This window comes from Streptomyces sp. XD-27, assembly GCF_030553055.1.
In the GTDB taxonomy this organism is placed as follows: Bacteria; Actinomycetota; Actinomycetes; order Streptomycetales; family Streptomycetaceae; genus Streptomyces.
On the sequence record NZ_CP130713.1, the window covers coordinates 3,512,825 to 3,525,338 of the forward strand.

A 12,514-nucleotide genomic window follows, 5' to 3' on the forward strand; every position below is an offset into this window, starting at 1 on the left:
CGTCGGGCCCTCAGACGTCCAGCTGGTCCGCCACCGCCCGCAGCATGCCCGCGATCTTGTGGCCGTGCGCCTTGTCCGGGTACCGGCCGCGCTCCAGTTGCTGCGTCACGTTCTCCAGCAGCGTGGTGAGGTCCTGCACGATCGACGCCAGCTCGTCCGGCTTGCGCCGCTGGGCCGCCGCCACCGACGGGGCCGGGTCGAGAAGGTTGACAGAAAGCGCCTGGTCACCGCGTTGGCCGGCGACGACACCGAACTCGACGCGCTGCCCCGGCTTCAGCGAGTCGACGCCGTCCGGAAGCACCGACGAGTGCACGAAAACGTCGCCGCCGTCGTCGCGGGAGAGAAAGCCGAAGCCCTTCTCGCTGTTGAACCACTTGACCTTGCCGGTAGGCACGTCTTGTCCTCGTCCTCGTCACTCGTCGGAATCACGGAAAAACAGCTCTGGATAGCACTAGAGCGGGTCCAGGACCCGCCACCACCAAGGCTAATGGTCCCGAGCCTGGTGACAAGACGTACCCGGGTGGTTCCTGCGCGCTTTCAAAGCCGAACTACCCTGGTCCGGTGAGTGACACACATCGATCCCAGGAGCGCGCGCCGGGCGACGGGCTCGTGCGCACCGGCGCCATCGTGTTCATCGTCGGCGCCGTGGCCACCCTGGCCACCGTCGCACCGCTGCTGCTCGGCGCGGATCCGCTGCCCACGGCGGCCTACCTCGTCAGCATGCTCATGGGCGTCGGGTTCGCGCTGGCGGGCGCGGGGGTGCTGCGGTCCGTGGCCGCGCAGCGCCGCCAGGCACGGGCGTCGCAGGAGCACCCCGCGTAGCGGTCGTCCGCGCATCCGCCCCGCGACGTGCCGTCAGCGCGTCCGTTCCGCGATATGCCGTCAGCGCGTTCGTTCCGCGATATGCCGTCAGCATGTCCGCTGGGCGACGTACTGTTCCAGCCATCCCGGGAACGCCGTCAGATCGGGCAGCACCACGTCGGCCCCGGCCGCCCGAAGTTCCTCGGCACCGCACGGCCCGGTCGGCAGCGCCACCGACAGCGCGCCCGCCGTGCGCGCCCCGCGCACGTCCCCGGTGTGATCGCCGACGTACACCGCCGCCTCGTGCTCCCGCAGCGCCTCCGCCTTGGCCTCCGCCCACAGCCACCCGATGACGGCGTCCGGCTCCATGCCCAGGTGCGCCAGGTGCAGCTTGGCGTTCGGCTCGTGCTTGGCCGTGACGACGATCGCCCGCCCGCCTATCGCCTGGACCGCGGCAACGGCTTCGCGGGCGCCGGGCATGGCGGGGGTGGGGTCGATGGCGTAGCGCGGGTACAGCGACCGGTACAGCTCGCCCGTCTCCTCGATCCGCTCCTCCGGGAACCAGTACGCGAGCTCCTGCTCCAACGGCGGGCCGAGCCGGGTGACGGCCAGATCCGCGTCGATGAACGTGCCCGTCCGCGCCGAGAGCTCCTCGTACGCCGCCTTGATGCCGGGACGTGAGTCGATAAGGGTCATGTCGAGGTCGAAGCCGACCGTCAGGGGAAGCGCAGCCATGCGGGCCATTCTGCCGTGGGGCCGTGGAGCCGCACGGCGCCCGTCGGCCTCCTCTCGCCTGGTGCGGGAGCGAAGATCAGCCATTCTTCGGCAGCGTCCACCCTTCGATACGGTCCGCCCGTCGTGCGGCGTCGTCCGGCTGTGGGGGCGGAACGGTTCGTCAGCCGCGCGGGCGCCGCCGGGACCGCCACACCAGGAACAGCGCCGAGGCGATGGCCGCCGTACGGACGACCACCGGCCACACGTCGCGCATCGCGTCCCCGAGCCCGTCCTCCGGAATCGGATCACCCCACCGTCCGTCCATCCGCCCCCACAGCCAGACGACGCCGCACGACGCGACGAACCCGGGGATGCCCATGACCGCCAGCTTCGCCTCCTGGCGGCTCAGCCGACCGCCGGTGTAGGCGATGAGCCAGCCGCAGGCCAGGACGATCACGTTGCCGATGACGGCGCCGGCGAGGAGCAGAGCGATCGCCACCAGCAGCAGCGGCCCTACCCCTCCCCCAGCGCGGCCGCTGGGAGGTCCCCCAAGCGCCGCGCCCGCGGGCTCCGCCGTCCCTTCCGCGGCCTGCTGCCCGCCCCCGCGGCGGCGGCGCAGGGCGCGGCGCAGCAGTCCGGGCCCCGGCCTGCGGGCACCGGCGTCGGCCGCAGCGTCGCCGTACGCCCCGTCCGACTCCTGTTCGACGCCATCAGCGCTGTCGGCGGCCCCGACGGCTCCGGCGGCTCCGGCGATCTCCTCGTCCTCGTCGGCGTCGTGGTCGCGGCGGTCGGTGCCGTCGTCCTCACCGGGTGGCGGAGCGAGCAGTTCCGGGATCTCGATGCCGCCGGTGAACCCCTCGACGGCCCCGAACGGCGCCTCGCGCCGCGCCGCGAACGGTCCCGGGTCCGTCCGCCACCAGTCGGGGTCCGACTCGCGGGAGCTCAGCTCGTCCTCCCCCGCGAGGTGCGGCGACGAGGCGGCGCGCGAGCGGTCGGCCTCCGGTACGGACGGCGTGGCATCGCCCGCCCGCGGGCCCGGCACCGCCTTGCCGGTCAGACCGCTGCGCTCGGCGAACCCGGCGAGGCGCTCGCGCGCGGTACGGGCGGGTTTGCGGCGAGGCTTGACGGACGGGCCGGGCTCCGGCCAGGTCGATTCCGGCTGGGCCGATCCGGGCCGAACCGACTCCGGCCGGGCCGATCCGGGCCAGACCGACTCCGGCCGAACCGACTCCGGCTGAACCGATTCCGGCTGGGCGGGGACGCCGGGGGTGGTGGCCGCGAACCCGGGCGACGGAGCCGTACGGTCGGCGGACGACGCGCCGCCCTGGCCATCGCGGTCGCCGTGGCCCCGTCCCGGGCCGCTCACGGCGGACGTACCGCCGGAGCCGCCTGCGGAGAACGCGCGTTTGGGTCGATCCGTGACGTACGCACCGCCACCCAGCGCGTCGTCACCGTATCCACCGCTATCGGGCACGCCGCCGCCCCGGGCGTCGTCCGGCGCCGGGTCGGCCCGCACGGCGTCGCCCGCCTTCGCCACGACCTCCGTCGGGGTGCCCAGCTTTCCGAGGATCCGCTTGACCCCCGCCTCGCTCTGCCCGCCCGCACCGGCCCCGGCCCGCCGCTGGTCGATCTCGGCGCGCAGCGTGGCGACGAGCCGCATGCGGTCGCGGGACGGCAACCCCTGCTGCTGGGCCAGGTCGCCGACCCTGCTCAGATAGTCGTATACGAGCCGATCGCTCTCGATCCCCACCAATACCCCTGCGGACGCGCGCCATTGGTGTCCCGCCGTTCCGGAACCGCTCCGACCGTACCGCGCCCGCCGCTTCCCACGGCCGCACGCGGCCCCGGCCGCGCGTGTACGCGACCCCGGCCGCGCGACCCGGCCACCCGCTACTGTGGGTCGAATGACCACCTCGCGGACCTCGGGAACGCCACGGACGCCGGGGAACGGAAACGGCCGGGGCGGCGGCCGAAGCCCCGAGCGCGCCGGCGGCAGCGCGCCGCGCACGCTCGCCGAGGAACTGCGCACCCGCCCGGACGGCGCCCTGGCGGCCCTCCTGCGCGCCCGGCCCGACCTGCTCTCGCCCGTCCCGAACGATCTGACGCAGCTGGCCACCCGGGCCGGTACCCGCGCCTCCGTCATCCGGGCCGTCGAACGCCTCGACCGTTTCACTCTGCAGGCGGCAGAGGCGCTGGCGGTCTCCCCCGATCCGTGTCCGTACGCGACGCTCCTCGCGCTGATGACGGGGGACGCGGACGACGTGAGGAACGCGGACGACGTGGGGGAGGCGGCGACCGCCCCGCTGCCCGCCGCCACCGTCTCCGCGATCGCCGCCGAGTTGCCGCGCGCGGTCGCGATCCTGCGCGCCCAGGCCCTGGTCTGGGGCGGTGACGACCGGCTGCGGCTGATCCGTACGGCACGCGAACTGCTCGCCCCGAGCGCCGGATCGCCGTCCCCGACCGGCCTCGGTCCGACCCTGGCCGAAGCGACGGCGGGCATGTCGCCCGGGCGGCTCCAGGAGACACTGGCCGCCGCCGGGCTCCCGGCGACCCATGATCCGGTGACCGCGGTCGCGGCGCTCACCTCGCTCTTCGAGAACCGGACGCGGATGGCGGCGTTGCTCGCCGAGGCGCCCCCTGGGGCGTTGGCCGTGCTGGCCCGCCTGACCTGGGGGCCGCCGTACGGGGAGGTGTCCGTCAGCTCCCCCACCCCGCCCGTGGAGTGGCTCATGGCGCGCGGCCTGCTGCTGCCGTCCGGCCCCCGCCATGTGGTGCTGCCGCGCGAGGCGGCGCTGCATCTGCGCGCCGGGCGCGCGCACCGTGCGCCGGAGCCGCTCCCGCCGTCGATCACGCCGTCGACCGAACACCGTCCACAGGCTGTGGACGCGGCGGCGGCCGGTCAGGCGCACACGGCGCTGGCCACGGTCGAGGAACTGCTGAAGCGCTGGGAGAGCGGCGGGCCGCTGGTACTGCGCGCGGGCGGGCTGAGCGTCCGCGACCTGAAGCGGACCGCCACCGCCCTGGACGTGACGGAGCCGGAGGCCGCGTTCTGGACCGAACTGGCCTACGCGGCCGGGCTGCTGGCGTCCGACGGCGACGCGGACGAGCGCTTCGCGCCCACCCCCGAGTACGACGACTGGCTGCGCCTGCCCGTCCAGGAGCGCTGGACGGCGCTGGCCACGGCCTGGCTGGCGGCGACCCGCACGGCGGGGCTGGTCGGCCACCGCGACGCGAAGGGCCGCACGCTGTCCGCGCTCGGCCCCGACCTCGATCGTTCCCCGGCCCCCGAGGTCCGGCGCCGCGCCCTGGAGCTCCTGGCCGCCCTGCCGCCGGGCGCCGCAGCCACCCCGGACGCGCTGCTGGCCCGGCTGCGCTGGGAACGGCCGCTGCGCGGGCCGGTCGGCGCGCGTACGGCGACGGGCAGCCGTACCGACCGCACCGGACCCAGCGCCGCGGGACCCACCACGACCGCCGCCACCGCCACCGCCACCGCCACCGCCACGGCCACCGCCACCGCCGCCGCCACGGCCACGGCCACCGTCGAGCGGGCCGGATCCCCCGAGCCCGAGGATCTGCGCTCCCGCCTCGCCCGCTGGGCGCTGACCGAGGCGGAACTGCTGGGCGTCACGGGCCGGGGAGCCCTGTCGTCCCACGGTCGCGCCCTGCTGGGCCCGCTGCGGGACGCCCCGTACGCGTACCCGCACGAACCGGCCCCCGCCACCACCGGCCGAGGCGCGCGCCCCAGCCTCGCGCGGCGCGCCGATGCCCGAGCCGACGCGGGCTCCGAGGCCCAAGCCATAACGGCGGCCGCCGAGGCAGCCGTCCACGCGATGGCGGCGGCGACCGGCATGTCCCCCGCCGAGGCCGCCACGGCGGCGGCGCACGCCGCGCGGCTGCTGGCGCCGCTCCTCCCCGAGCCGCTCGATCACGTCCTCCTCCAGGCCGACCTGACCGCCGTCGCCCCCGGCCCGCTCCAGCGGCCGCTGGCCGAAGCCCTCGGCGTGCTGGCCGAGGTCGAGTCCAAGGGCGGCGCGACGGTCTACCGCTTCACGCCCGGCTCCGTACGCCGCGCGCTCGACGCCGGCCGGTCGGCCGCCGACCTGCACGCCTTCCTCGCCGAGCACTCCCGTACGCCGGTCCCGCAGCCCCTCAGCTACCTCATCGACGACGTGGCCAGGCGCCACGGCCACCTGCGGATCGGCGCCGCCTCCGCCTACCTCCGCTGCGACGACGACGCGCTGCTGGCCGAGATCCTCGCCGACCGCCGCTCCGCACCCCTGCGGCTGCGCCGCCTCGCGCCGACCGTCCTGGCCGCCCAAGCGGCCCCCGACGCCCTGCTGGAGATGCTGCGGGCGATGGGATACGCGCCCGCGGCCGAGTCCGCCGAGGGCGACGTGCTGATCGCGCGCGCCGACGCCCACCGCACCCCGCCGCGTACGGCACCCATCCCCGTCCCCGACGGGCCGCCGGTGCCCGACGACACGCTCCTGGGAGCGGCGGTGCGCGCCATCCGCGCCGGCGACCTGGCCGCGACGGCCCCGCACAAACCGGTCCCCACCCCGTCGCCCGCCACCGCCCCGGCCCGCACCGGGCCCGCCCCGACCTCCGGCGACCTGCCGCGCACCAGCGCCGCCGACACCCTCGCCACCATGCAGGCCGCGGCCCTCACCGGCACCGCCGTATGGATCGGCTACGTCAACGCGGACGGCGCGGCCAGCCAGCGCGTGATCGCCCCGATCCGGGTCGAGGGCGGCTTCGTGACGGCGTACGACCACACGGCCGACGAGGTCCGCACCTACCCACTGCACCGCGTCACCGGCGCCGCCGAACTCGCCGACGAGGCGACCTGACCCATCCCCGCCGCGCCCCCGTTCGCCGCGCCGATGGTGGACACTGGTGATTTGGCCACCCCGACACCCGGCCTCCCCGCACCCCGGCCTCCCGGCCTCCCGGCCTCCCGACGACGGAACGGAAAGGGCACACGCGCGTGAACGGACCCCTCATCGTCCAAGCGATCAGGTCTGATATGCATGCCAGCCCTGGTCTGGGGGGCGGGCTGGTCGGGGCTCCGACCAGCCCCACTGCCTCTTCAGCGACGGAACCGGCCAGGGTGCCCCGCCGATAGGATCACGAGCATGACGACGGCGCATGCGCAGGAAGAACCTGAGGTGATCGAAGACGTCTTCGATGGCCTGGCAACAGGGGTCGAGGTCGAGAGGGACGGCGGGGCTGACGTGGCGATCGTCAAGCCATGGGATCCCGCGCTGATCCGGGTGTCCACCAACCAGTTCTCGCTCCGCAACATCCTGGACATGATCGACGAGGGCTCGCTGGAACTGGCCCCCGACTTCCAGCGCGGCCAGGTATGGAAGATCGAGCAGAAGTCACGTCTCGTCGAGTCGGTGCTGCTACAGATCCCGCTACCCGCGTTTTATTTCGCCGAGGACCGTGACGGCGCGTTCCGGGTCGTCGACGGACTGCAACGACTGTCAACCCTGCACGCTTTTGTGCGGGGAAACGGGCAGGCCTTCCGGCTCAAGGGGCTTGAGTATCTCGGCGAGAACGACAAGAGCTTCACGGATCTCCCCGTGCAATGGCAGCGCCGCATCTACAACACCCAGCTCGTGGTGAACGTCATCGATCCGACGACACCGTCGGACGTCATGTACGACATTTTCAAGCGCATCAACACCGGCGGCACCCCGCTCAATGCGCAGGAGATCCGGCACTGCATGAGCCGGGCACGGAGCCGCGACATCCTCAAGACCATGACGTCCATGGATGAGTTCAACACGGCGACGAACGGCATGGGCGGCCATATCCGTATGAACGACCGTGAGATGGCACTCCGCTTCGCCGCCTTCTGGCTGCTCGGGATGGATGCGTACATGGAACGGCCTGCGATGGATCTGTTCCTGGAGCGTGCGACGGAGTTGCTGGACAACCCGAAGGCGTTGCCCGATGCGCGCGTGATCGATCTGTATGAGGCATTCCGTGCGGCCATGTCCAACGCCCATTTGGTGTTTGAGGAATACACCTTCCGCAAATGGCCGGAAGGCGTGATGTGGCGCAACCCCATCAACCGGGCGCTCTTCGAGACCTGGTCGATCGCGCTCGCCCCATACGATCCGACGGACCTGGAACACCGACGGACGGCCATCGTGTCGGCTGCCCGGGACAGGATGACCAACGACATCCCCTATCTCGACGCCATCACCTCGTCCACCAGCGACCGACGCCGTGTCGAGTACCGTTTCTGGGCAGCGGCCGAGGACGCGAAGGCAGGCGCGTGATCACCGCACTGGGCATCCGCAACTTCAAGTGCTTCTCGGACGCCAAGTTCGATCTGCGCCCGCTGACCGTGCTGACCGGGCTCAACGGGTCGGGCAAGAGCACCGTTGTCCAAGCTCTGCTGCTCGCCCGTCAAGCGGCCCATTCGCCCAGCAGCAGAATGATTCAGCTCAACGGTCCGTACGGGCTGGCTCTGGGCGAGGCGCAGGAACTGCTGCACCCAGCAGCACGGCAGCCCGAGTTCGGCGTACGGCTGCGAACTGACGGAACGGACGCCGACTGGAGCTACCGCTTCGGCATCCCCAGCGAGCGCTCCCTGCACCTCACGGTCGAAGCGTCACCCAGCCAGCCCCCGCCCGCCTTGGACCAGCCGGGAAGTGGCTTCACCTATCTCTGCGCGGAACGCCTCGGCCCCCGCGACCTGCTGTCCGTGTCTGCCGAGCCACCCGACGAGCTCGGGGTCGGCGTACGGGGGGAGCACACGGCACAGGTACTGGCGCTGCGCCAGGAAAGGCTGACCACGCGACGGCTGACGGTACGCGAGCCGCTGCGGCATCCGGACTCCGAAGTGCCGCTTCTGCGCAGCCAGTCCGAAGCATGGGCCTCGCACATCATCCGCCCCATCCAGATCACGGCACAGTGGGCACCAGGGATCGCCGCGAGCACCATCCGTTTCAGGGAGGCGGGTCCGTACGGCGAGGTGATCCGCCCGGCCAACACCGGCTTCGGCGTCTCCTACGCCCTGCCCGTCATCGTCGCGGGGCTGATGACCGAACCCGGCGACATCCTGATCGTGGAGAACCCCGAGGCACATCTCCATCCCGCCGGGCAGTCCCGTCTGGGCCGCTTTCTGGCGCAGGTCGCTGGCAGCGGGGCCCAGGTGATCGTGGAAACCCACAGCGACCACGTTCTCAACGGCGCCCGACTCGGCGTCGCCGAAAAGGGGCCGCTGTCATCGCAAGAGGCGATCGTGCACTACTTCGGCCAGGAGGAGACCGTCCCCATCGAGCTGACCGCGCGCGGCGAACTGACCACCTGGCCAAGCGGCTTCTTCGACCAGATCGAGGACGACCTTGGGAGGCTGGCACGTGCCCGACGTCGAAGGTGAACCATACCGGGCCCCGTCGTACCGGTTGGTTGTCGACGAGACCAGCTTCGACTTCCGCGAGCTAGAGCCGGACCAGCTGACCCGTTTACTGGACATCTTCAACGACACGCTCGGGGAGATCCTCCGCGAACGGCCAGTGGCCGCAGCGGAGTGGTGGCACGAACACGCATGCTTGGACGGCTGCGAGCTGTCCGAGTTCCTCTACGTGCGGGGAGGCCCAGGCGACACGGTCTCTCCGGACGTGCGCCGCCGAACCGCCCTCCTCATGGACCGCTGCCGCACGTGGGACACGGACGAGACCGCGGATGTCCCGGATACGGTGCACTTGGCCGGACAGGTACGAGAGCTCGCCTGGACGCTGGGCTATGCACTACGACGCACGCTGGACGGCCGTACGATGGCCTGCCTCGTCTTTCCGGCCGACAATCCCGTCATGAGCGGATGGCAACCGGTCAGCCTTCCGACAGGCGATATCGAGGCCGAGCTGTACTTCCTGCATACAGCCTACGAGCTCACCGCCTTCTGGCGTGGCTTGTACGAACGCGAGGATGTTCCAGAGCACCTCTTCCCCGTGCTGGCGGCGGATGCCTTCCCAGGTCTTGTCCTCGCGGACACACTGTCTTTCCGGAAGTTCGACGGCACCTACCGGGAGTTGCGTGGCTGGGTGGCCAAGGTCCTGGCCGTGCTGAACGATCACTTCGCGGACGCATTGGAGCGGCACGCCGGACTGCCTGGTCATGTCCAGGCCGAACTGGGCCGCTTCGGAATCGACCTGTCGCCCGAGAGCCCAAACACCCGGGCCAAGGAAAAGGTGATGCGGCAGCGAGATGTGGAGCACGACGGAGAGACTTACCGCTGCGAGTGGCACGCAAAGCAGCACCCGGCACGGAACCGCGTGCACTTCACACTGCCTGAGCAGCGGCTGGGCGGGTGCATTCTCGTCGGAATCTTCGTCGACCACCTGGATACGTGACGTGACGGAGAACGCCCGGACCATGACCTTCGAGTCGAACGGGGTGCCACGGGGATGTGGCACACACTCCGCCCCCACCCCCGGCGCATAGGGCACACTGGATATTTGGCCGGCCGTGCCAGGCCGTGTGCCGAGCATCCAGAAAGGCAGCCACGTGTGAATGGCCCCCTCATCGTCCAGAGCGACAAGACGCTGCTCCTGGAAGTCGACCACGAGCAGGCCGACGCATGCCGCCGCGCCATCGCGCCGTTCGCGGAGCTGGAGCGGGCGCCCGAGCACATCCACACCTACCGGGTGACCCCTCTGGGGCTGTGGAACGCGCGGGCCGCCGGGCATGACGCCGAGCAGGTCGTGGACGCGCTGGTCTCCCACTCCCGGTATCCCGTGCCGCACGCGCTGCTCGTCGACATCGCCGAGACGATGGACCGGTACGGGCGGCTGCGGCTGCTCAAGCACCCCACCCACGGGCTGGTGCTGGAGACCACCGACCGGCCTGTGCTGGAGGAGATCCTGCGGTCCAAGCGGATACAGCCGCTGGTCGGGGCCCGGATCGATCCGGACACCGTCGTCGTCCACCCGTCCGAGCGCGGGCAGATCAAGCAGGTGCTGCTGAAGCTGGGCTGGCCCGCGGAGGACCTGGCCGGTTACGTGGACGGGGAGGCGCACCCCATCGAGCTGCGCGAGGACGGCTGGGCGCTGCGCCCGTACCAGAAGCACGCCGTCGAGGGTTTCTGGCACGGCGGCTCCGGTGTCGTCGTGCTGCCCTGTGGCGCGGGCAAGACGCTGGTCGGCGCGGGCGCGATGGCGACCGCCAAGTCGACCACGCTGATCCTGGTCACCAACACCGTCTCCGCCCGGCAGTGGAAGCACGAGCTGGTCAGGCGGACCTCGCTGACCGAGGACGAGATCGGTGAGTACAGCGGTACGCGCAAGGAGATCCGCCCGGTCACCATCGCCACGTACCAGGTGCTCACGACGAAGCGGAAGGGCGTCTACCCGCACCTGGAGCTGTTCGACTCCCGCGACTGGGGCCTGATCGTCTACGACGAGGTGCACCTGCTGCCCGCGCCGGTCTTCAAGTTCACCGCCGACCTCCAGGCGCGGCGCCGCCTGGGCCTGACCGCGACCCTGGTCCGGGAGGACGGGCGCGAGTCGGACGTGTTCTCGCTGATCGGGCCGAAGCGGTTCGACGCGCCGTGGAAGGAGATCGAGGCGCAGGGCTATATCGCGCCCGCCGACTGCGTGGAGGTCCGCGTCAACCTGACCGGCTCCGAGCGGCTGGCGTACGCGACGGCGGAGACGGAGGAGAAGTACCGCTTCTGCGCCACGACGGCCTCCAAGCGCGAGGTCACCGAGGCGCTGGTGGCCAAGCACCGGGGGCAGCAGACGCTGGTCATCGGTCAGTACATCGACCAGCTGGACGAGCTGGGTGAGCATCTGGACGCTCCTGTCATCAAGGGCGAGACGACGAACGCGCAGCGCGAGAAGCTGTTCGACGCGTTCCGGCAGGGCGAGATCTCGGTCCTGGTGGTGTCGAAGGTCGCCAACTTCTCCATCGACCTGCCCGAGGCCACCGTGGCCATCCAGGTCTCGGGGACGTTCGGCTCCCGCCAGGAGGAGGCACAGCGGCTGGGCCGCGTGCTGCGCCCGAAGGCGGACGGACACCCGGCGATCTTCTATTCGGTGGTCGCGCGGGACACGATCGACCAGGACTTCGCGGCGCATCGGCAGCGGTTCCTGGCCGAGCAGGGGTACGCGTACCGGATCGTGGACGCGAGCGCGCTGCTCGCGGCGGATGAGGACGTCTGACCCTCGGCCCTACCCCATGGCGTTGTAGAGCGGCACAAGCATCGGCAGCCAGATGAGCTGACTGACGACGATGCGCGCCGCGCGGTACTTCACCTTCCACGGCAGCGCCCAGCTCACGACCAGCGGGGCGAAGGAGAGCAGCGCGCAGACACCAAGCATGTTCCGCAGGCTGTGGAACTGCTCCATCGGCTTCGCCATGCAGCCGTCCTGAGGGCACCCATGGGCTTTCAGCCAGTAGAGCCCGATGAAGAAGAGGGCGAGCAGGCCCAGTGACCCCGCCATGATCGTCCCGAGCAGCGGGGCCACCCAGGCGGAGGAGTCCAGCCGCTTCGGGCCCTGCGGCGGAGGCGGCTGCCACGCCCCGTGGTGCGGCCACCCGCTCGGATAGCCGGAGTGCCAGGAGGGGTGCTGGTGCCGAGGTGGGGGCTGCGGACCATTCATGACCGCAGTCAAGCCCGGCGCGGACCCGGTACGAAACGGGCTCCGTACTCAGTCCGTACCCGTACGGCTACTCACTTCGCGCGCCGGACCTCGTCGCCGTACTCGCCGAGCAGGACCACGCTGACCGCCGTCGACGCGAACACCTTCACCGCGCGTATGGCGTTGCCGAGGAAATGGCGGGGATGGGCCTCGGCGTCGGAACGGAAGGCCGTGGCGCCGTGGGCCGGGGTGGGGGAAATGGTTGCTGCGCTCATGTCTTCAAGGATGGATCTCACCCGTTCGGAGCACATCGGCCTGCCGGTGTAATCGCGGGTAAGCGTCCGTACGACTAAAGAGTCATGCCATCCCCTACGGGAGGCTGACGGGGACCCCGAGAC

General features: G+C 71.5%; 11 protein-coding genes. 6 read left to right on the forward strand and 5 right to left on the reverse strand.

The features are described 5' to 3' along the window. Positions 1 to 10: 10 nt before the first annotated feature. A complete protein-coding gene (locus Q3Y56_RS14895; RefSeq protein ID WP_304462412.1) occupies positions 11 to 394 on the reverse strand; it encodes a cold-shock protein in 384 nt (127 codons plus the stop codon). 167 nt (positions 395 to 561) lie between these two features. Here Q3Y56_RS14895 and Q3Y56_RS14900 point away from each other — a divergent pair, with 167 nt between their 5' ends. Continuing rightward, the gene (locus Q3Y56_RS14900) at positions 562 to 822 is read left to right on the forward strand and encodes a hypothetical protein (RefSeq protein WP_304462413.1); all 261 of its coding nucleotides are present in this window, start codon (positions 562 to 564) and stop codon (positions 820 to 822) included. Between the two features lie 87 nt (positions 823 to 909). Here the strand turns inward: Q3Y56_RS14900 and Q3Y56_RS14905 are convergent, their stop codons facing one another. Together Q3Y56_RS14905 and Q3Y56_RS14910 are read right to left on the reverse strand one after the other, a co-directional pair. Beyond that, positions 910 to 1,545: an HAD family hydrolase gene (locus tag Q3Y56_RS14905; RefSeq protein ID WP_304462414.1), complete on the reverse strand. Its 636-nt coding sequence runs from the start codon at positions 1,543 to 1,545 to the stop codon at positions 910 to 912. 151 nt (positions 1,546 to 1,696) lie between these two features. Further along, complete coding sequence (locus tag Q3Y56_RS14910; RefSeq protein ID WP_304462415.1) at positions 1,697 to 3,265, reverse strand: hypothetical protein; 1,569 nt, start codon at positions 3,263 to 3,265, stop codon at positions 1,697 to 1,699. Between the two features lie 154 nt (positions 3,266 to 3,419). Between Q3Y56_RS14910 and Q3Y56_RS14915 the strand changes: the two genes are divergently transcribed. The 5 genes from Q3Y56_RS14915 (at position 3,420) to Q3Y56_RS14935 (ending at position 11,696) form a co-directional block, all read left to right on the forward strand. Then, the gene (locus Q3Y56_RS14915; protein ID WP_304462416.1) at positions 3,420 to 6,365 is read left to right on the forward strand and encodes a helicase-associated domain-containing protein; all 2,946 of its coding nucleotides are present in this window, start codon (positions 3,420 to 3,422) and stop codon (positions 6,363 to 6,365) included. 285 nt (positions 6,366 to 6,650) lie between these two features. Beyond that, on the forward strand, positions 6,651 to 7,808 hold the full coding sequence (locus tag Q3Y56_RS14920) for a DUF262 domain-containing protein (protein WP_304462417.1): 1,158 nt from the start codon (positions 6,651 to 6,653) through the stop codon (positions 7,806 to 7,808). Then, the gene (locus Q3Y56_RS14925; RefSeq protein WP_304462418.1) at positions 7,805 to 8,914 is read left to right on the forward strand and encodes a DUF3696 domain-containing protein; all 1,110 of its coding nucleotides are present in this window, start codon (positions 7,805 to 7,807) and stop codon (positions 8,912 to 8,914) included. The genes Q3Y56_RS14920 and Q3Y56_RS14925 overlap by 4 nt, the downstream gene beginning before the upstream one ends. Then, positions 8,895 to 9,887, forward strand: a complete 993-nt coding sequence (locus Q3Y56_RS14930) for a hypothetical protein (RefSeq protein WP_304462419.1) — start codon at positions 8,895 to 8,897, stop codon at positions 9,885 to 9,887. Before Q3Y56_RS14925 ends, Q3Y56_RS14930 begins: the two co-directional genes overlap by 20 nt. A gap of 156 nt (positions 9,888 to 10,043) precedes the next feature. Then, complete coding sequence (locus tag Q3Y56_RS14935; protein WP_304462420.1) at positions 10,044 to 11,696, forward strand: DNA repair helicase XPB; 1,653 nt, start codon at positions 10,044 to 10,046, stop codon at positions 11,694 to 11,696. A gap of 9 nt (positions 11,697 to 11,705) precedes the next feature. Here the strand turns inward: Q3Y56_RS14935 and Q3Y56_RS14940 are convergent, their stop codons facing one another. Next, entirely contained in the window at positions 11,706 to 12,137 is a 432-nt protein-coding gene (locus Q3Y56_RS14940; RefSeq protein ID WP_304462421.1) for a hypothetical protein, read from the reverse strand. Between the two features lie 71 nt (positions 12,138 to 12,208). Beyond that, a complete protein-coding gene (locus Q3Y56_RS14945; protein WP_304462422.1) occupies positions 12,209 to 12,391 on the reverse strand; it encodes a hypothetical protein in 183 nt (60 codons plus the stop codon). Positions 12,392 to 12,514: the final 123 nt, after the last annotated feature.

Excerpts from the sequence above, each read along its gene's own strand:
- Q3Y56_RS14940 (WP_304462421.1), bottom strand. The coding sequence starts at position 12,137 with ATGAATGGTCCGCAGCCCCCACCTCGGCACCAGCACCCCTCCTGGCAC.
- Q3Y56_RS14905 (WP_304462414.1), bottom strand. The coding sequence starts at position 1,545 with ATGGCCCGCATGGCTGCGCTTCCCCTGACGGTCGGCTTCGACCTCGAC.
- Q3Y56_RS14915 (WP_304462416.1), top strand. The coding sequence starts at position 3,420 with ATGACCACCTCGCGGACCTCGGGAACGCCACGGACGCCGGGGAACGGA.
- Q3Y56_RS14920 (WP_304462417.1), top strand. The coding sequence starts at position 6,651 with ATGACGACGGCGCATGCGCAGGAAGAACCTGAGGTGATCGAAGACGTC.
- Q3Y56_RS14945 (WP_304462422.1), bottom strand. The coding sequence starts at position 12,391 with ATGAGCGCAGCAACCATTTCCCCCACCCCGGCCCACGGCGCCACGGCC.